Raw genomic sequence first — 21,933 nt, 5'->3', positions numbered from 1 at the left:
TGCATCTAATCAAGTAGAAGACTAAACCAACCCCAGCCACCATGCTTAGAAACTACCTCAAAATTGCTTTTCGAAATCTTCGCAATAATAAAATCCATTCAACGATCAATATTCTTGGACTTAGCCTAGGTATGGCTGCCAGTGTATTGATCGTTGTTTTCGTTGCAGACGAACTGAGCTATGACAAGTTTCATCCACAAAGTGAACATCTGTATCGCGTGGATTTTACTGGAAAGCTGAATGGTAACGAATTCAATATGGCGATGACGGGAGCTCCGATTGGGCTAGCTCTTACTGAAGAGGTTCCAGAGGTAGAAAGTAGCATACGGATAGGACTCTGGCAATCTGTTCCTATGCAATATGAAGAACTCACCTTTACCGAAGGAGATGTCTTGGTTGCTGAAAGTAATTTCTTCGACTTTTTTGGTTTTGAGTTGCTCGAAGGTGATCCGGCAACAGTACTGGATGGTCCGAATAAAATTGTAATTACAGCCAATAATGCCAGAAAATACTTTGGAGATGAAAATCCAATAGGGAAGGTGCTAATGCGTGGTTCCGGCAAAACCGCCTCAGAAATTACCGGAGTCATCCGCAATCCGCCTTCCAACTCCCATCTTACCTATGACATGATCGTGTCGGGTGACAGTTGGGAGTATTTGAAAAATGAGAATTGGTCTAGCAATAATCTGTACACCTACTTCCGAACCTATCCTGAGGTGGATATGAGCAATGTGCAAGCTTCCCTGGATGGATTTATCGAAAAGTATTTTGGGCCTGAGATTGAACAATATCTCGGTTTTTCCATGGATGAACTTAGAGCCCAGGGAAATCATGTAGGCTATGGATTTATGCCTGTAGAGGATATCCATTTGTACTCAGAGCTTGCCGAAGAACCCACCACACCGGGTAATATTCAGTACTTATACATTTTCGGAGCCATCTCAATTTTTATCATTCTGATCGCCTGTATCAATTTTATGAATTTGGCCACAGCCAAATCAGCCAATCGAGCCAAAGAGGTCGGAGTGAGGAAGACAATCGGAGCAAGCAGAATTCCCTTAATCGGTCAATTCTTAGCGGAGTCAATGATTTATAGTTTCCTTTCAGGTATCGTTGCCTTGGTACTTATTTTGGTTGCTTTACAGCCGTTCAATGCCCTCTCGGGCAAAAGTTTAAGCTGGACCGTATTTTTGGATCCTTGGTTACTTTTGGGATTTTTTGCCTTCTTGTTTTTTGTAGGGCTATTGGCTGGTTCGTACCCTGCCTTCTATCTCACCTCGTTTTCACCCTCAGAGGTTTTGAAGGGGAAAGTCAGAAAAGGAGCCAAAAGATCCGGCTTCAGAAATGGCTTGGTTGTCTTTCAGTTTTTTGTTTCCATTAGCTTGATCATCAGTAGCCTAGTGGTGTATAAGCAACTTACCTACATGCAAGAAGTGAATCTGGGCTTGGATAAAGAAAATGTAATCAACCTTCTACATACGCGATCATTGGGGAATAATGCAGAGGCGTTCAAACAAGAGCTTCTGGCCAATACTGGTTTTCGAGCCGCATCTTTTGCCAATAATTTGCCTCCAAATATTGACTGGTCCTCTGTCTATCGAGCGGTGGATACTGAGCAGGATTACCTTTTTACCGTGAATTGGGTAGACTTTGACCATCTGGAAGCAATGGGCTATGAGATGGTGAAGGGACGATTTTTCTCCAAAGACTTCCCCTCCGACAGTTCGGCCCTCGTGATCAACGAAAGTGCCTTTAAGCAAATAGGTTGGACGGAGTTGGATGGTACGCAAAAGATTTCCGGTTTTTTTGATGGAGAAGAAAATGAAGAGATGGAGGTAATTGGCGTGATTAAAGACTTTAACTACGATAATCTAAAGCTAAAAATAGAACCACTGATCATGGGGATAGCACCGGATAATTATCAAGAAATGGCGATTCGACTAAATCCGGGGGATATTTCTGACCGCGTAGACTTGATTGAGGAACTCTGGGCAAAATATGCAGATGGAGCTGCGTTTGAGTATTCTTTTGTGGACTCAAATTTTGATTCGCTCTATCGCTCTGAAAAGAATATGGGAAATATAATCCTGGTCTTTACGGTATTGGCTATCAGTATTGCCTGTTTGGGATTATTTGGTTTGGCAGCATTTACCACAGAACAGCGCGCTAAGGAAATCAGTATCCGAAAAGCCCTAGGTGCGACTTTGTCGCAATTGGTGGTCTTGCTGAGCAAAGATTTCACAGTATTGGTTTTGATTGCTTTTTTGATCGCGGGTCCTCTGGCTTATTATATCATGGACGCCTATTGGCTTCAAAATTTCGCCTTCCGAACAAACATAGGTTGGTTATTAATTGTCGGTGCAGGCTTGCTTTCAATTCTGATTGCATGGCTTACGGTGAGTTATCAAAGCTTCAAGACTGCCGCCTCTAATCCCGTCGATCATCTAAAAAGTGAGTAAGATAAGCCAACTCTCGATTTCAAAGCCAATCCCCTCGGTCTAGGTCTCCCGAGACCGAATATCAATAGCAAGTCGGTATTTGTCCGCTTACGGTCAAAATTCTATCCTTTCGGACAGCCTACTTTGTCAAAACGTTCATTTTCGCCAGTTGAGGCCAATTAGACCTTTGGCACTATCTCTGAATACTTAAGAAATATTAAAACCAAAACCATTATGAAAACGAAAATCACAACGGCAATTATCATTTTCCTATTCTTCTTAGGAATGACAGCACAAGCGCAAGACACAGAAATCAGAACCCCGGGATCATTCACCCAAATCGAATCAGGAGGCTCTTGGGATGTGCATGTAAAAATTGGTAATAAAGACGAAGTTCGTCTCGAGTCAAAAGGCTTTGATTTGAACAAGGTTATCACTGAAGTGGATGGAGATAAATTGAAAATCAAACTTGAAAGAGGGAACTACAGAAATGTAAATATTGAAGTGTTTGTCACTGTGCGAGAGCTAGAGTCTATCGGTGGAAGCGGTTCGGGAAGTATCTATGTGGAGTCCGACATCGAGTCTAGAAATTTCAGTATCGGAAATTCAGGTTCAGGAAATATCGAGATGAGAAGGCTTGAGACTGGGAAGCTTAATGTAGGAATGAGCGGCTCAGGAGTTGTGGTCATTGAGGGAGGTAGTGCCAAAAGCGCAAATATTGGACAGTCTGGCTCCGGAGATTTTAAAGGACTTGAATTGACTGTAGAATCTGTAAAAGTGGGCAAGTCTGGCTCAGGTAGTACATACATAGGCGTGACTGAGAATCTAACAGTAGGGTCATCAGGATCAGGTAATGTTTACATCAAAGGAGATCCTAAAAATCAGCAAATCTCTAGCTCAGGCTCCAGTAAGGTAATTAAGAAGTAAAGCGATTCGGGATTTACGAAGTCGGATTTAGGAAATACGAATCTACATTTCGCTGTTCCAAAACAGCTGGCTGCAGTACCCCAAATAGCGCCGGTTGCTTTGCAACTAGTGCAACTGCAAACCGACAACCTACAACAGGCGAAGCCGAGCCAACCGACAACTGAGAACCGACAACTGAGAACCGACAAACCAATGCTAAAAAACTATTTCAAAATCATACTGCGAAACGCGAAGAAGAACCCGCTTTACGTGTTTATCAATGTATTTGGACTGGCTGTAGGGATGGCAGTCAGTATTTTGATTTTTCTTTTTATCCAGCATGAGCTGAGTTATGATCGCTGGCATGCCAATGCTGATCGAATCGTACGAGTCTCTCGGGCTTGGTTCAATCCAGATGGAGAGGTTAGCTTACACTTAGGTCATGTTGCACCTCCATTTGCACCCTTGATCCAAGCCGATTATCCGGACCAAGTGCAGGCAGCGGGTCGGATGCTCGAGTCTGATCCTCTGGTGATGCATGAGGAGAACAAGTTTATAGAAGATCATTTTACCTTCGCGGATCCCGAGATTTTGGACATCTTTTCTATCAATGTAATTGAAGGAGACGCGGAAAAAACCTTGCAGCAAGTCAATGGAGTACTAGTTTCTCAAAGCACGGCAAAAAAATATTTTGGCGATGAGCCAGCAGTCGGTCAGGAGTTGAGACTTGGACTCGGTGGGGCTGAGTTTACTTCACTTGTCGGTGGAGTCTTTGAAGACTTTCCGGACAATTCACATTTTCATCCGACATTCTTAGCCTCTATGCAGCCTGTGGTCATGTTTTATGGAGGGCCTGAGGCTATGATGAGTAATTTTGGAGGTAATAATTTCTCAACCTACCTTTTATTGAATGAGGGAGTGGATCGTCTGGCCTTTGAAGATAAACTGCCAACCTTGATTGACAAGGCCATGGGAGAAACTCGGGCGGGCACACCCATGTCGGAGGGCACCAAACTTTATCTTTGGCCCCTGACAGATATCCATTTATACTCTAATCTCGACACAGAAATCGAGGCAAACGGTGATATCGCTTATGTCTATATCTACCTGGCTGTCGCTCTTTTCATTCTATTGATTGCCTGTGTGAATTTCATGAATCTCTCCACCGCGCGATCATCCTTGAGATCGATGGAAGTGGGGCTTCGCAAAGTAATGGGAGCGGATCGGAGTCACTTGGTGCGTCAGTTTATGGGTGAATCCTTTATCCTGACCACGATTTCCATGGGTTTGGCTCTGATCTTAGTGTATTTCTTTTTACCTACTTTTTCAGACTTCACAGAAAAGCAGCTGAGCCTCAATTTCATCGAAAACCCGCAGTTTTTGATAGGTATTTTAGGTTTGATTGTCTTTGTAGGATTGATATCCGGTAGCTATCCAGCTCTTTTCTTATCTGGATTTCAGCCTGGTAGAGTTTTGAAGGGAGTGTTCAAAGCCGGGAAAAGTCATGAGCGCTTCCGATCTGTTTTGGTAGTGGGTCAATTCGCTGTTTCTGTCGTATTGATTGTGGCGGTATTGGTCGTGATCAATCAGCTCAACTTTATGCAGAGTAAGGACCTGGGTTTTGAAAAGGAAGATATCGTCCTATTACCTACCAGTCCGGCTATAGAACGAAACCTGTTGATGGTTAAGGATCGATTGGAGAGTCATCCTGGGATTCAGGCTGTGACCGTGTCAAGTCGAGCGCCTTCGGGTCGCTTGCTGGATAATCAAGGAGCTTCCGCTGAAATCGACGGAGAAATGAACCAGTTGGAAATACGAATTGCCGATATCGATGTAGGTCATGATTTCCTTAAAACTTATGGAATTCAATTGGCTGCAGGCCGCGATTTTGATGTGCTTCGGGCTAGTGACTCTACTGAGGCCTTTGTTCTAAATGAAAGCGCGGTTCGTGAGATCGGTTGGACCAGTCCAGAAGAGGCAATTGGCAAGCGTTTCTTTTATGGAAGCAAAAGAGGATTTATTACTGGGGTGATGAAGGATTTTCATTTTGAAAGTTTGCATCAGCCGATAGTACCTATTGTTTTTGAAATAGGCCAAAACGGAAATAACCTTATGAGTATTAAAATCGATGCCGCTCAGCGAGAAGAAACTTTAGCTTATTTGAGAGAAGAGTGGGCGACCCTACGTCCGAATTTCCCATTCGAACCACGCTTTGTAGATGCTGGATTTGATGAGCAATACGCTGCAGAAGAACGCGTGAAGATTATTTTCACCTTCTTTTCAGGGCTTGCCGTACTGATCTCAATTTTGGGATTGTTGGGTCTGGTGACATTTGCTACAGCTCAGCGAACTAGAGAAATCGGTATTCGCAAAGTGATGGGAGCGGAGACTTCAAGTATTTTATTACTTCTAGGTAAAGATTTTCTGAAGTTGGTAGCGATAGGGTTTCTGATTGCTATTCCCATATCCTATTTCGGCATGAATTCTTGGCTGGAGGACTTCGCCTTTCACATAGGTATCTCATGGACCACGTTCTTGGTAGCGGGTATGATTGCCGGGCTGATTGCCGCATTGACGGTCTTTTCGCAATCGCTAAAAGCTGCCTGGGCTGATCCTGTTAAAAGTATTAAAAGCGAGTAGGAAGAAAGTCTGAAGGCTGAAAATGCTTGCTGTCGGCTTACGTGAAAGATTATATCTATTCTTGGTAAACCTTCTTCTTATAATGGAATCACATTTTTTTGTTCCATTCTAAGGCTATTCAATTAAAAACTGGAAGGATTCATTTGAATTAAACCTGATTAATATCAATAGTTTGAATGACTTTGCTCTCCGAATTTTATTGATCTAATGTTCAATTTATAGTTGATTCTCATTGACTATACGATTGAAAGCTCTTGACAAACCATTTTTCAACGAAGTAGGCGAAATAGCTAGGTTTACCGGAAGGTTCTTCCGTGAAATTTCTAAGCCCCGACAAGAATATGATGAATTCATTAATCAATGTTTTTGGATAGGGTATAAGAGTTTTACACTAGTTAGTATCACAGCATTTATTATGGGGTTGGTGTTGACCATTCAGTCTCGCCCAACACTTCTGGAATTTGGGGCAGAGTCCCTTCTTCCTTCCATGGTTTCAGTATCTCTTGTTCGGGAAATTTCTCCTGTAATTACTGCTTTGATATGTGCTGGAAAAATCGGGTCAGGTATAGGAGCCGAGTTGGGATCCATGCGGGTTACGGAGCAAATTGACGCTATGGAAGTATCCGGTACTAATCCTTTCAAATATTTAGTAGTTACACGGGTGATGGCCTCTACTTTAATGGTGCCTGTACTTTCAACCTTGGCAATTGCAATTGCACTGTATGGAGGATATTTAGGTGTGAATCTTAAAGGAAGTGTGAGCTGGTCTCTATACTGGTTTCAAGCATTTGATGCTCTCAGTTTTGGTGATTTCATTCCTGCGTTGGTTAAGACTTTTTTCTTTGGGTTTGCTATTGGAATAGTTGGATGTTATAAAGGATATAATTCTAAAAAAGGTACAGAAGGAGTTGGTCGATCAGCTACCACGGCGGTAATTGTCGCCTCTTTATTGGTTTTTATATTGGATTTGATTGCGGTTCAGGTTACGGATTTACTAGGACTAACTTGAGGTATGGAGCCAAGTAAAACTATGATAGAGGTTGAAAAGCTCAACAAATCCTTTGGTGAAAACCATGTGCTCAAAGACTTTACTTTGGCTTTGGGCGAGGGTGAGAATCTGGTGATTCTTGGAAAATCGGGGTCTGGAAAGTCCGTATTGATTAAGTGCATCATTAAGCTGATGGACGTAGATTCTGGAAAAATCACGGTTTTAGGTCAAGATATTAGCTTATTAGATCAGGATGAAATGGATTTTCTAAGAAAAGATGTTGGCTTTCTTTTTCAGAGTAACGCACTTTATGATTCGATGACCATCAGAGAGAATCTGGAGTTTCCGTTGAGACGACATTGGTCAGAGGAACAGCGTGAAAATGAGGCAGAGGAGGCGGTAATGGAAGCATTGGAGGATGTTGGACTTGCTCATACTGTGAATATGATGCCATCAGAATTATCAGGAGGGATGAGAAAACGAATTGCATTGGCACGAACACTGATTTTGAAACCTAAGGTAATTTTGTATGACGAACCAACTACTGGTCTTGATCCGATTACAGCTCGAGAAATCAGTGAGTTGATGATTTCAATTCAAGAAAAGTACAAAGCCGCTGCTATCATCATTTCCCACGATATGAATTGCATTAGAATGACTTCTAATCGGGTAATTTCTTTGATAGAAGGGAGAAATTATGTCACGGATACATACGAAAATTTAATGAAAAGCACTGACCCTAAGGTGAGTGAATTCTTCAGATAAAATGAAAAAAGAACGAAAAATAGCGAACACCAAGCTTGGGGCATTAGTGCTCGCAAGTATGATTTTTCTGGTTTTCTCACTCTACCTTATCGGTAAAAACCAAAACATTTTTGGTTCCTCGATTCGGGTAATTGCAGAAATGCAAAATGTCAATGGCCTATTGCCTGGCAATAATGTCCGCTTCAAAGGGATGGATGTAGGTACAGTTAGTAAAATCGAAATGCTTAATGATTCCATTATTCATGTGGAACTATTGATTCATAAATCCATGCAGTCCTTCATCAAAAACAATTCAAAGACGACGATTAATACAGACGGACTAATGGGAAATAAAATACTCCATATCAATCTTGTAGAGGAAGAATCCCCGACACTTGTTTCCGGAGATATATTATATGCCGCACCACAGATTGATACGGATCAAATGCTCGAAACGCTTAATTCAACTGGGAATTATTTAGAAAAATCTTTGATCAACCTCTCTCAAATAACGGATAAATTAAATGAGAGTGATGCGCTTTGGAGCCTGTTGAGCGAGCCTGGATTAGTGGCGGATCTGAATCTTGCCATTCGAGAATTTAAGCAAGCTGGTAGCAATGCCGCTGAAATTACCGAGTCTGGAAAAAACATAATTGCTTCTTTTGAAAAGGGAGAAGGCATAGTGAATAATTTATTTACGGATAGTGTAATGAATTCAAATTTTGAAAAAACTCTCCTTCAATTGCAAATAACAAGCGGTGAGGCAGCCGAAATGATGCGAAGCATGAACCAACTACTTGAGAATATTCAAGATGGGCAAGGAACAGCAGGTTTGATTTTAAATGATTCCACATTCCGTGAGCAAGTCAATCAAACTCTTCTAAACTTAGAATCCAGTACGTTTAAGTTAAACGAAAATATGGAAGCGATGAGAGCGAATTTTCTTTTTAGAGGATACTTCAAGAAGCAGGAAAAAGCAAAAAAGAAGGCCGAAGAAAATGATTAAATAATTATCCAGTCGACTATTTTTTGATAAGACTGAGATTCAATACGTAGTTTCAATATAGGCTATGATTGGCTTTTAATAAAGTATGGATTTTTCATCCATCTGCTAAAAATACTGTTCGAAGGAATATTGCCTTGTTCTGACAAGTCTGGCCTTGTACCATCAAGGAGGATTGAGTAATTCATTTTTTGCTTTCGACCGAAAGCGAACAAAAATGTCCGCGAGTTTTTTTAATGGAATTTTGAAATGGCCTATGTGACTCTTGAAGGCCGATTTCTTATGGCATAAAAGTGGAATATTCTCAATGAGATAAAAAACTGACTATGCAAGCTTTACAAAAAATTACCACTCTTTGTGCCTTTGCCTTTGCCGCCATTCTTTTTGCGCCTCAAGCTTTGGCCCAGTCTGATCGCGCCTACCGTACGGAGATATTTCCGGTAAGTGGTATTCCTGAATTGATCGCCGAAACCTCTGGTGCTTCGGTCAAGGTCATTGGAACAAATGACAACGAAATCGTGGTACGCATGTACGCAAGATATCGTGGCGACCTCGTTACTGCACCCAATAAAGAGGTGGAAGAGTTTTTAGAGGACTTCAAAATTGAAATCGAGGGAAATCAAAATGAAGTACGACTGAGTGCAAAAAACACTTCTTGGGGATGGAATTGGGGCGATCAGAAAGTGAGTATAGCCTTTGAAGTAGAGGTGCCTAGAGAGATAGAAACTAGCTTCCAAACCAGCGGGGGCTCTATTTCACTGACTGGAGTGGATGGAGATCACCAAATCGCCACAAGTGGCGGAAGTATCACCATCACAGATGTGAAAGGACAAGTGACCACGAAGTCCTCCGGGGGTTCCTTTACTCTGAGCAATTTTGAAGGTGAGGTAGAGGTCCGAACTAGTGGAGGATCTGTGAAAGTTTCCGAAATGCGAGGTGAATTAGAAGTATATACTTCTGGTGGAAGTGTAAGCCTTGACGAAATCTACGGAAGTATAGGAGCCTATACTAGTGGAGGATCGATTCGGGCAAATCTCAATGAAATCACGGACGATTTGGAATTTAAAAGTAGCGGTGGAAGCGTGAGCGTGACCGTACCTGCTACTGCCGAACTAGACCTAGACCTCAGAGGAGGAAGAGTAAATACAGAATTGAAAAATTTCAGTGGAACTATCGATGACGACAAAGTCTCCGGTCAGCTCAATGGCGGAGGGTATGCTTTAGTCATGCAAAGCTCCGGAGGAAGACTGACGCTGGATTTTTCGAGATAGAGAAAGATTGGGAAGTTTGGGGCGAGGAAGCTGAGTTTAAAAATGTTCTTTTAACGCAAGCTTCGATATTAAAATCAAAAGCCATTCACACGACATAAATAAGGCAGACCAAGAAAACAATATTGTAATCATGCTTAAAAACTATTTCAAAATCGCCTACAGGAATCTCCTGAAGAATAAGGCATATTCCCTGATCAATATATTGGGTCTAGGAGTGGGGATGGCTTGTTGTGTCCTGATTTTTATGTTTGTACAAGACGAACTTTCCTATGATTCCTATCACGAAAATGGAGATAGAATTTATCGAGTGATTCATGGGTCTGTTCCTAATGACAATGCGACAGAAGGGGCTGAACCGAGTCCGTTTTGGGTGTGGGGTAATGCCCCAGTTGGACCAGCTTTAAAGTTGGACTTTCCAGAAATCGAAAAGGTAGTTCAGTTTTCAGGTAGGGGGGATCTATTATTGGGGGAAGGTGATAATCTTCAGCAAGAGGAGGGAGTTCTTTTTATGGATTCTACCGCTTTTGATGTATTCAGTTGGAAGTTGCTAGAAGGAGATCCTAAGACAGCTTTGGCGGCGCCTTATAGTGTAGTCTTGACGAAGTCTACGGCACTAAAGTACTTCGGAGAGGAACCTGCCCTCGGCCAAGCTATTAAAGCCAGTGCGGTTGCCGGTCGTTCCGAAGACGGAGATTTGACCGTCACTGGGGTGATGGAAGATCTCCCTTCGAATTCACATTTCAAGTTTAACCTTTTGATTTCGCTCAATACCTTCCGTCAGACCAGAGCTGAAGTTTTTGATTCTTGGGGCTATGTGGATACCTACACCTATCTTCTTGTGAATGAACAATTTGACCAAGAAGCCTTTCAAGCCAAAGTTCCAGATTTTATAGAAAGGAGAAACCCAGAGACTGATTCTGACTATAATTATACCATCAAATTAGAGCCCTTAAGCGACGTGTACCTTAGGTCCGAGGCTCAGCGTCAGCCCGGCGAAACAGGTTCTTTAACCAATATTTATGTCTTTTCTATCATTGGCCTATTCATCCTATTGATTGCCATAATCAATTTTATGAATCTTTCCACGGCCCGATCTATGGAAAGAGCCAAGGAAGTGGGGATTCGAAAATCTATTGGAGCTGATCGTGGAAGTCTCATTTTTCAATTTCTTGGAGAGTCTTTGATTATTGTCATGATCTCCGCTATTGTCGGAGGTTTCCTAATTATGCTGGCACTGCCATGGATGAATGATTTGACAGGTAAGGTTTTTGAAATCAATCAATTGATCAATTGGAATACAATTCCTGCATTTATTGGGATTATTATTTTGATTGGAATACTTGCAGGTTCTTATCCGGCCTTGGTTTTGTCTGGGTTTAGGCCTGTGATGATTCTTAAAGGAATTAATAAATCGAATGCCCGTGGAGTGAATCTCCGAAAGGGATTGGTAATCTTTCAGTTTAGTCTTTCTATTGCCTTGATTGCGGGAACGATCATCGTTTACAATCAAATGGGGCATCTTTTAGAAAAGGATATGGGCTTTGATAAGGAGCAAATGGTGATCCTTGATTTTAATTATGATTATAGAGTAACACTCGTTTCAGAAGCCTTGAAAAGTGAGCTGGAAGCCAACCCTGCCATTAGCTCAGTTGCTTTTTCACGAAGTGTGCCTGGAAGTCATTTTCCTAATGCTTATACCACTTTAGAAATGTCAGATGGAGAAATGGTAGGACAGGCGCAACCAATTTTTCAAGTCGGGCTTGATTTTATAGATCACTTTGGGCTGGAACTTGTAGCTGGAAGGGCCTATTCTAGAGAGTTCCCGTCTGATTCTACCTCTGCTTTGGTGATCAATGAGGCAGCAGCTAGACAATATGGTTATTCCAATCCAGAAGATATCATAGGAAAGAAATTTGATCAATGGGGAAGAGCAGGTCAGGTGATTGGAGTAGTGAAGGATTTTAATTACATCTCGCTTCACCGAGAAGTTGAACCTCTGACTTTACCTTTTGAGGCATTTGCGAGTCGCTACGTGAGTGTGAAAATTGCCCAAGAAAACCTTCCCGAAACTTTGGCAAGTATGGAAAATGTTTGGAAGGAATTGGTGCCCCATCGCCCATTTATCTACAGCTTTTTGGATGAGGACTTCAATCAGCAATACCAATCGGATTTACGATTTAGACAAATATTTACCACCTTTTCTATTCTTGCGATATTGATTGCTTGTCTTGGTTTGTTGGGACTCGCGACCTACACCGCTGAGCAGCGAACGAAAGAAATTGGAATCCGAAAAGTGTTGGGAGCCAATGTGGGTAACATCGTAGGCTTGCTTTCAAAGGACTTTATCAAACTTATATTGATTGCTATTCTCGTTTCTACCCCGGTGTCCTGGTATGCGATGAATCAATGGCTAGAGAGCTTTGCTTACCAAGTGCCGATTCATTGGTGGATTTTCTTGGTGGCAGGCTTGATCTCCATAGTGATCGCCTTGTTTACCATCAGTTTTCAATCAGTCAAAGCAGCATTGATGAATCCAGTGAAGAGTTTGAAAAGCGAGTAGGAAGAAAAGTCACAAGTTTGAAGTAAAAAGAATGAAAAGTCTCCAATGTCGGACAGAAAGAAGAAAATGTAACTGAAACACGAATGCTACAGAATTATTTGAAGATCGCTTGGAGAAATATGCTGAGGAATAAAGCTCTTTCTTTTATCAATATTACAGGTTTGGCTATCGGCGTAGGCACCTGTTTATTGATTGTGCTATTTGTGTTTAACGAATTGAGCTATGATCGATATAATGAATTTGCAGACCGTATAGTTCGTGTAAATCTTGAAGGAAAGATAGGCGATGTCGTTTTGAATGAATCCACTGTGATGGCTCCTGTGGGTGAAACATTAGTTTCCGAAATTCCTGAAGTACAATCATCGGTTCGGGTTAATAATCCACGGAAAAACACCCGCATTACGGTGGGAGACAAAACGATTCGAAGCGGTACCACGGCCTACGTTGATCCTAATTTTTTCGAAATATTCACGCTTCCATTTATTCAAGGCGATGCAAAGACCGCTCTTTCCAAGCCTTTTTCTATTGTCCTGACATCAGCACAAGCCAAGCTTATTTTTGGTGATGTGGACCCCATGAATAAAAACCTTTATTTGGAGGATATGACTTTAATGGGCGATTATACCGTGACGGGCATTATCGACGAAGTCCCTTCAAATTCCCATTTTCATTTTGACCTTTTCGTGTCTATGCTCGGGAATGCAGATTCAAAAAATCAGAATTGGCTCTCTGGTAGTTATACCACCTATTTGCTACTGAATGAAGCAGCCGAGGTGGCGTCCGTACAAGAAAAATTGCCATCGATTGTAGAGAAGTACATGTCAGGTCAGATGAAGCAAGGTCTTGGGATGAGTTTTGAAGAATTCTTTGCAAAAGGGAATTTTATCCGTTTCAAGCTGATGCCATTGACAGGCATCCACCTAGACACTCAATTTGATGGGCCTGGTCAATTTGAGGCTGGGGGTGATGTGAAAACTATCATGATTTACTCAGCGATCGCAATCTTCATGTTATTGATCGCATGTATCAATTTCATGAATCTTTCTACTGCTGGAGCATCGAAAAGGGCCAAGGAAATAGGCATTAGAAAGGTGATGGGCTCTGAGAAGTTTCAGCTGATTTTTCAGTTTCTTTCAGAATCCTTTATTTCAATCCTCCTTGCCCTGGTCCTTGGGTTCATATTTGCAGGCTTATTTCTACAATTCTTCAATGATTTTACTGGCAAGTCGCTATCCTTACTCTCTTTGATAAGTCTGGAAAATATAGCTTTATTAGGCTTTTTCGTACTTGTGATCACGATTCTTGCGGGAGGTTATCCCGCGTTTTTCCTATCAGAATTCAAGCCTATTGATTCCTTGAAAAAGCGTTTCGGCAAAACTGGCAGCTCTGGTCTGCGAAGTGGTTTAGTAATATTTCAATTTGCGGTTTCAGTGACCTTGATTATCGGAACAATTGTAGTCAACCAGCAAATGTATTTCATTCAAGACGCTGAAATAGGTTATGATCGGGACCAACTGATTATCCTCCGAGATGCAGGATTACTTGAGGAAAATCTGGACGTTTTCAAATCTAGAATTGAGGCTGATCCTCGGGTACTCATGGTCAGTAAATCAGCATTTGTACCAGCAGGACCATCAGATAACAATGTCCAAAACCTGTATTCTGATGTAAATCCTGAGCTTCCGATCAGGATTACACAATATGGAGTGGATGCGGCTTATATCCCCACGATGGGTATGGAAATCGTATTGGGAAGGAATTTTTCTTCTGAAATGGGAAATGAGAATGCAAACATCATTATCAATCAAACAGCAGCCCGAGAGCTTGGAATAGCCGAGGACCCTATTGGGCAAATAGTGCAGCAAATGTCGGATTTGGAAGGTGGTAGACAATCGCTTACCGTGATTGGGGTTCTAAAAGACTTCAATGCCAAATCCCTTCGAGATCCAATTTCACCCCTGATGATGAAATTTGATCCCTATTACAGTTTGATTGTCAAGGCGAGTCCATCGGATATTCCAGGATTATTGAATGAAATGGGAAAAAACTGGTTGGGTTTTAACCCTGGACAGCCTTTCAATTATGCATTTCTCGACGAATTGTATAATGAAACCTATAGAGAAGAGGCAAAAATGGGAGAGTTTTTAACCGCTTTATCCCTGCTTACGATTTTTGTAGCATGTTTGGGGCTCTTTGGTTTGGTAACTTTTACCGCAGAGCAGCGGGTCAAGGAAATAGGAATTCGAAAAGTCTTAGGCTCATCATTAAGTCAGATTGTTACCCTTCTTGCTAAAGACTTTATTAAGCTAGTTTTTATTTCATTTCTGATTGCATTTCCTCTAGGGTATTATTTAATGGAAAATTGGCTGCAGGAATTTGCCTTTCGGATCAATTTGGAATGGTGGTTTTTTGTAGTAGCTGGTATTATTACCCTTATGATTGCCTTGATGACCATAAGTTTCAGAAGTGTTAAAGCAGCTTTGATTAATCCAGTGAAAAGTCTGAAAAGTGAATAACAAAGAAGACTGAAATGAAAAGTGTGAAGGCTAAAGTATGAAGTATGAAATCTCCATAACCAATCGATAATCTACAAACCACAACCGACAACCGAGAAAATAAAACTTAAACCCCCAAAATCATGAGCCATATTGCTATACCTATTCCGAATGTCGCTGGAAAGCAAGATATTGAAATCCAAGTGATTGTAAATAATGAGGTGCAATCGCTGAAGTACAAGGTCGAACTTTTCTACTGGGATGAATGTGAAAACCCAGGCGGACACCGAGCGGATTGTATCAGCGAGATGCTCAGCAATCATGATCCCAACTGGACTGTGTATTACATTGGCGCACCGACTGATAAGTTTGTTCCGATCACTTTTGTGGATAAAACTAGTAAGGAGCTGATGAAGCAGATGTGATTTGCCTGTGCTTACGCGTAAAAAGAAACGAACCTAATTTCCTGTCCCATGTGGCTAAATAATCTTAAAATTGCGTTTCGAGGCTTTGCCAGAAACAAAACTTTTACCCTTTTAAACCTGCTGAGTTTGATGGCAGGTCTTTTTGTGGCCTATGTGGGTATTTCATATTTGTCTTTCGAAAAAAGCTACGATCAATTTCATGCTGACTCCGAAAATATCTACCGACTAGCACGGAGCTACCGTTCTCAAGACTACAGTGTAATAGGATTCCCAAACTGGAATGGCACAGAGGCCCAGACACAACTAGACCAAGCAGAAATCTTAAAGTCCGCCACTGGGGTCACTGAAGTCACTCAATTTATCACCTCGCCCTATACTGAGTTTATCACCTCGGATCAAAAAGAGATAGGTGCCGAAGGTATTTTAACCACAAATACGCCCGCTGCTTTTATCAAAATGTTTACTTGGCGACCAATTTTAGGAGAGTTGGAAGCCTTTGCTACAGGAAGTAAAAAATTGATTTTGACTCATTCCCTGGCAGAAAACCTCTTTGGCACAAACTATCGATACGATGAGTCTATCATCAATTCTGCCATTAAAATCGCCAATGAGGATTATGTGCTTGCTGCAGTAATAAAGGATGTCCCCAAAAACTCGCATTTCGATTTCAATTTAGCATTAAGTGAAAACCGCCTCGATTACTGGGGAAGTAGAATCTATGTGCAGAGTGCACAGGGAGTATCTCTTGACGTACTCAATCAGGGTGTAAATGAAGCTTTTGCAGGGTTTAATCCCCAACTAGCTGCTGATCCGCTTTATAAAGGTCATTTTTTGCAACCCATCGAAAGCATACATCTGGAGTCAAATATCCTTTACGAACTGAAACAGCCTGGAAATAAAACATACATCTTGCTGATTTCCTTTTTTGCTTTTTTTATCCTAATAATCAGTATTTTCAATTATGCCAATCTGACCCTAGCGATCAAATCAAAGGAGGGGAAGTCCATTGGAGTTCGTAAAGCAATGGGGGCTCAAAACTCCTCTATTGCCGCCCAATTTCTTTTTGAAGGAGTTCTTCTGGCCTTGATAGCCCTTCCATTGACAGGAATCTTAATCGCTTTTCTAATCTCACCCTTTAATGACTTGATGGGAGTGGAGGTCGCGAGTAATATTTTTTTAGAGCCATCTGTTTTACTCATTTTAGTTAGTCTGGCTGTTTTGGTTGGTTTGTTGGCAGGATTATCTCCGGCGATTTATCTAGGAATGCAGGGTACGATAAGCCTTTTCAAATCAAGTATCCAGGAGAAGTCATTTCAGCAATTTACGGTTCGGAAATATTTGGTTATCAGCCAATTTGTGATTCTGATCGGAATCAGTTCGGTTTCTGTATTTATCACCCAGCAAATGAATTTTGTTGAAAATAAGGACCTTGGGTTTCGAAGAGACGGGATAGTTTACGTGGAAACCTCACCTGATAAATTGGACGTGTTTCAGCAAAGTTTAAGGCAAATTCCCGGTGTGATCCAAGTTGGTAATGGGAGTAGTTTTGGTTTAGAACCATTTAACCAAGGGACTTATAAAATTGAGGGGAGTGAGACCATTTTTGATGATTCAAATGAAATTTATCTTGATTTCGAAGCTTTCGAGGCATACGAAATCGAAAGTTCATTAAGCGAAGTACCCAAGTCCAGAACCACCCTGATTAATCGTACTGCAGCTGAAAAGCTAGCCGCTTTCCTTGGTGTTAATATAGAAGAATTGATCGGGAAGGAAATCGTAACCGAGCCTGAGTATGTGGATGAAGAAAGTGGACAAGTGGGTTTTCCCTTCACGATAGCCGGAATTTTTGAAGACATTCACCTATTTTCCTTACATGAAAAAGTGGCCCCTTATTTTCTGACACTTTCAGAATCTGTGAGAATGGGAGGTCAGAGTATCATAAGCTACAATACCAATTCAGAAGTAGCAGTACTACAGGCTATTGAGCGGGAATACGCCAAATTGGAGGAGTCCTTTCCATTAGAACTTCAATTTCTAAAGGACAATGTTCAGCAGCTTTATGAGCAGGATAAGCAGACCGCCACTTTAGTCTTTTACTTTAATGTGATAGCCATTTTTGCGGCTGCATTAGGAATTATTGGAGTAACTATTTTCTTGACAGTGGCTCGAACCAAGGAAATTGGAATTCGAAAGGTGCTGGGTGCTTCTGTTTTTTCTATCGTCAAAAGTTCTACTCGAGAGTACATGCTGCTTGTTTTGATTGCCTTCGTACTAGCCGTTCCTTTGGGTTATTTGGCTGTAAGTACATGGCTCGCCAATTTCGCATATCGTATCGCTATCAATCCTCTGATATTCTTCGGGGTTGGGGCCTTGGTATTGATTTTCACGGCTGGAGTTGTGGGTAGTATTGCCTTTAATGCAGCTCAAGCTAATCCTGTAAACAGTATCAAGGCAGAGTAGATTGAAAAAATAGGGTGGTTTTATAGGAAAAAACCTCTATCCAGTCAAAGAGCAAAGGAAATATGGAATTCAACCTTGAGGATTGTAGCCATAAAATTCATGATATCCTGTAACTTTGAAGTAACATTTCTGTTAGGACTGGATGCAAGAAATCGAACCTTACTATAATTGGCGAAATCTATACATTGCCTCAGAAGATCCACGCTCTCCATTTGCTGGCTATCAGAATAGTGAGGTGTACTTCACCGATCAGATTTACAATTTTTTGATCCATCCCCAATGGGATAATATCGGCAGTGAGACACTTTTTTTAAAAGTCTTGTATGCTGATTATAATCAGGGTTTTGCAGTGATCGAGATGTTTGGGGAGTGGAATGACCTCTTGCATAATGATATCATGACGCTCAAGCGAAATATCATCGAACTAATGATCGCTGAGGGTATCAATAAGTATATTTTGATCTGTGAAAATGTACTCAACTTTCATACAGACCTAGACTCAGATGATTACTATGCGGAGTGGCAAGAGGAATTGGAAGAAGGTTGGATCGCAGTGATCAATGCACGTGATCATGTGCTCTCCGAAATGAGTAAATATGGGGTGGACCACTATCTCGTAATGGGTGGAAAGCTCAATGATATCGCTTGGAGAACACGGCATCCGAAGCAGCTTTGCTCCAAAATAGATGAGCTCGTGATGCGTAGGCTCAGTATCTAAATTCCAATCCTACTTGATAATATTATCAAGGATTTACCTCAGGCAAGTTAATCTTCTTTGCCCGCAAGCGGACGTTTTTGTTCGAGACGAATTCTAATTCTTTTTTAAAACCTTCATTTTTTTCGTTTTGAGCCACTTTTTCATGGCACAGAAGTGGAATTATACTTGGCGCCCAACAAATTATGAAGAATACATTTTGAGTAGCCCCTTATTTGAAAACACTAAAACCAACATGAAAATGAAAAATGTATTCTATTGCCTCCTCGTAATTTTTGTTTCCTCTTGCTCTTCTTCTCAAAAAATGACGATCGAGATTGCAGCTCAAGACAAAGTCGAACTGAGCTATCCACAGTACGAGATGGCCATGGTGGATCTTAAAAATAAATCTGGCAAGCCTGTTGGAGTGACGGTGCTGAAACAGGATGATGGTGGTTTTGTACGTGGATTTGGCTTGGGGATGATGGCAAGTGAATCCGTCATGTTAGAAGGAGAAAATATACTGATTCTCAGTAATCAGGCAGACGCCCCAATCAAAATCAAAGTCGATGCTGCAGAATCAAATTCAAGACCGGTCAAAATTGGAGAAAATTCTGAGGTCAGAACATTTACACTTGAAAACACTACTGGCAAATCTATACCCTTACTCATCCCATCCGTGATGAATCCTAATCTTTCTCCATTTTCAAAAAGCGGAGTTGATTTGAAAATCGGACAGGAAATTTTATTCAAAGCAGGTGGAAAAAAATATGTGCTCTTGGTAGTGGATGAGACCATCAAGAATGGAGATGTGCTGAATGTCGCCGCATTATTGAAAGAAAGAAAATCAGAATTAAACCTTTAATTCGAATAGCTATAAAATTTCCCTCTTGACACTCTAACCTTCCAACCCATGCTAAAGAACTATCTGAAAATCGCCTGGAGAAATATCAATAGAAGCAAAGGCTACGCATTTATCAATATTGCTGGACTAGGGATAGGAATGGCAGCATCGATTTTGATCCTCATTTGGGTTCAATTTGAATTATCTGTGGATCGCTTTCATGAAAATTCGGATAGAGTTTATGCAGTTTGGAGAAATGCTGAAATGCAGGGGGAAATATTCACTTGGGATTATACCCCGGCTCCTTATGCCCCAACACTAATTGATCAATATCCAGAAGTAGAGGAAGTGGCCCGAATTACAGAATGGGATCCTCAGCTTTTGACTGTGGGGGAGAGTAGTTTTTATGAAGAAAGTACCTTTACTGATCCAGGCTTTTTCAAAATGTTCAGTTTTGAGGCTATTGAAGGTGATCCAGTGCAAGCGCTGGAGGAGCCAGAAAGCATTGTACTGACCGAATCTGTCGCGAGAAAACTTTTTGGTGATGAATCAGCGATGGGCAAAACTGTCACTGTAGAAAAGCAAATGGATCTCGAGGTGAAAGCGATCATCAAGGACTTACCTGAAAACACCAGCTTTCCCTTTACGGCTTTCTTTTCTATGAAAAAACTTGATCAAATGGGCTGGTTAGGGGATTTCTGGGGCAATAATTCCATGCGCACCTTTGCTATGCTGAAAGAAGGTTCATCTCTTGAAAATTTCAATGAGAAGTTCAAAGGATTCACAGCCAAAAACTCTGAATACGATGATATTTCGGATTTCCTTTTTCCTTTCGAGGACCTACATCTGTATTCTAAGTTTGAAAATGGCCAGTCTGTAGGAGGGAAGATCGAATTGATTCAGATGTTTGGGATTGTATCGATTTTGGTCCTGTTTATCGCTGGGATCAATTTCGTCAATCTAAGCACTGCGCAAAGCGATCGCCGCTCCAAGGAAGTGGGGATTCGAAAAATAGCCGGAGCAGGCAAAGGAATGCTGATTGGTCAGTTTCTAGCCGAGTCCACCTTGATTGCAATTTCCGCATATCTATTCGCCATTTTGCTTGTTTCCTTGCTCTTTCCTTGGTTTAAAGATCTCTTAGGGCAAGACCTCGCCAATCCATTCACCCAACCATTTTTCTGGGGGATTTCTATCCTTTATGTACTTGTGATCGGTGTTTTGGCAGGAAGCTATCCAGCATTTTTGATGAGTGCGTATCGTCCAGCTATTGCTTTGAAGACCAAAATGGATAGCCGTCGTGGATTTGGTGTTAAGCCAAGGGAAGTACTTGTGGTATTTCAATTTGCCGTTGTAGTTATCCTGATTTCCAGTGTCTGGATCGTGCGGGATCAGATGAATTTCGTTCAAAATCGCGATTTAGGACTGAATAAGGATAATCTGATTTTTCACCCGGTCACCCAAAGCATAAGAAATAATAAGGCAGCACTACGAAATGAACTACTTGCATTACCTGCTGTAAGCTCAGTGAGCTATACGTTTTCCCCACTTACGGAAATATACAGTGATACCAATGAAATGAAGTGGCAAGGTAAGGATGAAGATTTTAAACCAAGTATCAGTCGTATGGGCACAGATGCGGCTCTCGTAGAGACTGCTGGATTAGAACTGATTGCAGGTCGGGATATAGATATTTATACCTATGCAAGTGATAGCTTATCGGTTTTGATAAATGAGACCACAGCGCAGATCATGGGCTTTGATGACCCTATCGGGCAGATTATTCAGGATGATGGATATGAATTTACCGTGGTGGGCATGGTAAAAGATTTTATTATGGATTCTCCTTTTGATGAAGTAAAGCCCATCGTGGTCATAGGTCCGGAGAGAGATTTGAATTTCATACATATTCGAGTTTCTGAAGGTGAAAACCTTAAGAATGCGCTCGCTTCAATGGAATCCATCTTCAGCAAATTTAACCCAGATGCACCTTTTGAGTACCAATTTGTGGATGAGCAACATGCCCAGAAATTTAAGGCACAAGAGAGAACGGCGTTATTGACCTCAATTTTCACAGGTATAGCTGTGGTCATCTCGTGCATGGGATTGTTTGGCTTGGCCACCTTTATCGCAGAGCTAAGGAAAAAAGAAATTTCTGTTCGTAAAGTCATGGGAGCCACAGTGAGCAGCTTGGTAGCCTTGATTTCTTCAGAATTTACTCGATTGGTGATTATTTCAGTCGTGATCGGGATTCCTGTTACCTGGTATTTTATGAGTGATTGGCTCAATACTTTCGCTTACAGGACTACTTTGAATTGGAGTGTATTCCTCTGGACAGGCGGACTTACTCTACTGATCGCATTGCTGACGGTGAGTTCTCAGGCGATCAAAGCAGCTTTGGTGAATCCGGCTAAAACGCTTAAAAGTGAATAGAAAGTAAGGTCTGAAGGCTGAATTCAGAAGGCTGC

Annotated in this window: 14 protein-coding genes; all 14 read left to right on the top strand. The window is 41.5% G+C overall.

Annotated features, from left to right (window positions below):
* The first annotated feature begins 41 nt into the window (after positions 1-41).
* Entirely contained in the window at positions 42-2,459 is a 2,418-nt protein-coding gene (locus ACFOSV_RS16305) for an ABC transporter permease (protein WP_377907110.1), read from the top strand.
* A gap of 213 nt (positions 2,460-2,672) precedes the next feature.
* Positions 2,673-3,365, top strand: coding sequence for a head GIN domain-containing protein (locus tag ACFOSV_RS16300; RefSeq protein WP_377907109.1), 693 nt, complete (start codon positions 2,673-2,675; stop codon positions 3,363-3,365).
* A gap of 192 nt (positions 3,366-3,557) precedes the next feature.
* Complete coding sequence (locus ACFOSV_RS16295) at positions 3,558-5,984, top strand: FtsX-like permease family protein (protein ID WP_377907108.1); 2,427 nt, start codon at positions 3,558-3,560, stop codon at positions 5,982-5,984.
* A 244-nt stretch (positions 5,985-6,228) separates the two neighbouring features.
* The gene (locus tag ACFOSV_RS16290) at positions 6,229-6,993 is read left to right on the top strand and encodes an MlaE family ABC transporter permease (RefSeq protein ID WP_377907107.1); all 765 of its coding nucleotides are present in this window, start codon (positions 6,229-6,231) and stop codon (positions 6,991-6,993) included.
* A 21-nt stretch (positions 6,994-7,014) separates the two neighbouring features.
* Positions 7,015-7,737: an ABC transporter ATP-binding protein gene (locus ACFOSV_RS16285; RefSeq protein WP_377907106.1), complete on the top strand. Its 723-nt coding sequence runs from the start codon at positions 7,015-7,017 to the stop codon at positions 7,735-7,737.
* 1 nt (position 7,738) lies between these two features.
* A complete protein-coding gene (locus tag ACFOSV_RS16280; protein WP_377907105.1) occupies positions 7,739-8,722 on the top strand; it encodes an MlaD family protein in 984 nt (327 codons plus the stop codon).
* Between the two features lie 323 nt (positions 8,723-9,045).
* Positions 9,046-9,990: a DUF4097 family beta strand repeat-containing protein gene (locus ACFOSV_RS16275; RefSeq protein WP_377907104.1), complete on the top strand. Its 945-nt coding sequence runs from the start codon at positions 9,046-9,048 to the stop codon at positions 9,988-9,990.
* A 130-nt stretch (positions 9,991-10,120) separates the two neighbouring features.
* Positions 10,121-12,550, top strand: a complete 2,430-nt coding sequence (locus tag ACFOSV_RS16270) for an ABC transporter permease (RefSeq protein ID WP_377907103.1) — start codon at positions 10,121-10,123, stop codon at positions 12,548-12,550.
* Positions 12,551-12,633: 83 nt separating this feature from the next.
* Entirely contained in the window at positions 12,634-15,066 is a 2,433-nt protein-coding gene (locus tag ACFOSV_RS16265; protein WP_377907102.1) for an ABC transporter permease, read from the top strand.
* A gap of 122 nt (positions 15,067-15,188) precedes the next feature.
* On the top strand, positions 15,189-15,470 hold the full coding sequence (locus ACFOSV_RS16260; RefSeq protein ID WP_377907101.1) for a hypothetical protein: 282 nt from the start codon (positions 15,189-15,191) through the stop codon (positions 15,468-15,470).
* 48 nt (positions 15,471-15,518) lie between these two features.
* Positions 15,519-17,930, top strand: a complete 2,412-nt coding sequence (locus ACFOSV_RS16255) for an FtsX-like permease family protein (protein ID WP_377907100.1) — start codon at positions 15,519-15,521, stop codon at positions 17,928-17,930.
* A gap of 142 nt (positions 17,931-18,072) precedes the next feature.
* A complete protein-coding gene (locus tag ACFOSV_RS16250) occupies positions 18,073-18,648 on the top strand; it encodes a hypothetical protein (RefSeq protein ID WP_377907099.1) in 576 nt (191 codons plus the stop codon).
* A gap of 238 nt (positions 18,649-18,886) precedes the next feature.
* A complete protein-coding gene (locus tag ACFOSV_RS16245) occupies positions 18,887-19,489 on the top strand; it encodes a hypothetical protein (RefSeq protein WP_377907098.1) in 603 nt (200 codons plus the stop codon).
* Between the two features lie 48 nt (positions 19,490-19,537).
* Positions 19,538-21,898 carry an ABC transporter permease gene (locus ACFOSV_RS16240; RefSeq protein WP_377907097.1) on the top strand — a complete coding sequence of 787 codons (2,361 nt, stop codon included), beginning with the start codon at positions 19,538-19,540 and terminating at the stop codon, positions 21,896-21,898.
* Positions 21,899-21,933 lie beyond the last annotated feature (35 nt).

It is taken from the genome of Algoriphagus namhaensis (assembly GCF_042649705.1).
Lineage (GTDB): Bacteria > Bacteroidota > Bacteroidia > Cytophagales > Cyclobacteriaceae > Algoriphagus > Algoriphagus namhaensis.
The sequence above is the reverse complement of the archived record's forward strand: the minus strand, read 5'-3'. Positions and strand labels throughout refer to the sequence as shown.

Bases quoted from the DNA above. Each gene is read 5' to 3' on its own strand.
- ACFOSV_RS16305 (WP_377907110.1), top strand. From the start codon at position 42: ATGCTTAGAAACTACCTCAAAATTGCTTTTCGAAATCTTCGCAATAAT.
- ACFOSV_RS16300 (WP_377907109.1), top strand. From the start codon at position 2,673: ATGAAAACGAAAATCACAACGGCAATTATCATTTTCCTATTCTTCTTA.
- ACFOSV_RS16295 (WP_377907108.1), top strand. From the start codon at position 3,558: ATGCTAAAAAACTATTTCAAAATCATACTGCGAAACGCGAAGAAGAAC.
- ACFOSV_RS16285 (WP_377907106.1), top strand. From the start codon at position 7,015: ATGATAGAGGTTGAAAAGCTCAACAAATCCTTTGGTGAAAACCATGTG.
- ACFOSV_RS16280 (WP_377907105.1), top strand. From the start codon at position 7,739: ATGAAAAAAGAACGAAAAATAGCGAACACCAAGCTTGGGGCATTAGTG.
- ACFOSV_RS16275 (WP_377907104.1), top strand. From the start codon at position 9,046: ATGCAAGCTTTACAAAAAATTACCACTCTTTGTGCCTTTGCCTTTGCC.
- ACFOSV_RS16270 (WP_377907103.1), top strand. From the start codon at position 10,121: ATGCTTAAAAACTATTTCAAAATCGCCTACAGGAATCTCCTGAAGAAT.
- ACFOSV_RS16265 (WP_377907102.1), top strand. From the start codon at position 12,634: ATGCTACAGAATTATTTGAAGATCGCTTGGAGAAATATGCTGAGGAAT.
- ACFOSV_RS16260 (WP_377907101.1), top strand. From the start codon at position 15,189: ATGAGCCATATTGCTATACCTATTCCGAATGTCGCTGGAAAGCAAGAT.
- ACFOSV_RS16255 (WP_377907100.1), top strand. From the start codon at position 15,519: ATGTGGCTAAATAATCTTAAAATTGCGTTTCGAGGCTTTGCCAGAAAC.
- ACFOSV_RS16250 (WP_377907099.1), top strand. From the start codon at position 18,073: ATGCAAGAAATCGAACCTTACTATAATTGGCGAAATCTATACATTGCC.
- ACFOSV_RS16245 (WP_377907098.1), top strand. From the start codon at position 18,887: ATGAAAAATGTATTCTATTGCCTCCTCGTAATTTTTGTTTCCTCTTGC.
- ACFOSV_RS16240 (WP_377907097.1), top strand. From the start codon at position 19,538: ATGCTAAAGAACTATCTGAAAATCGCCTGGAGAAATATCAATAGAAGC.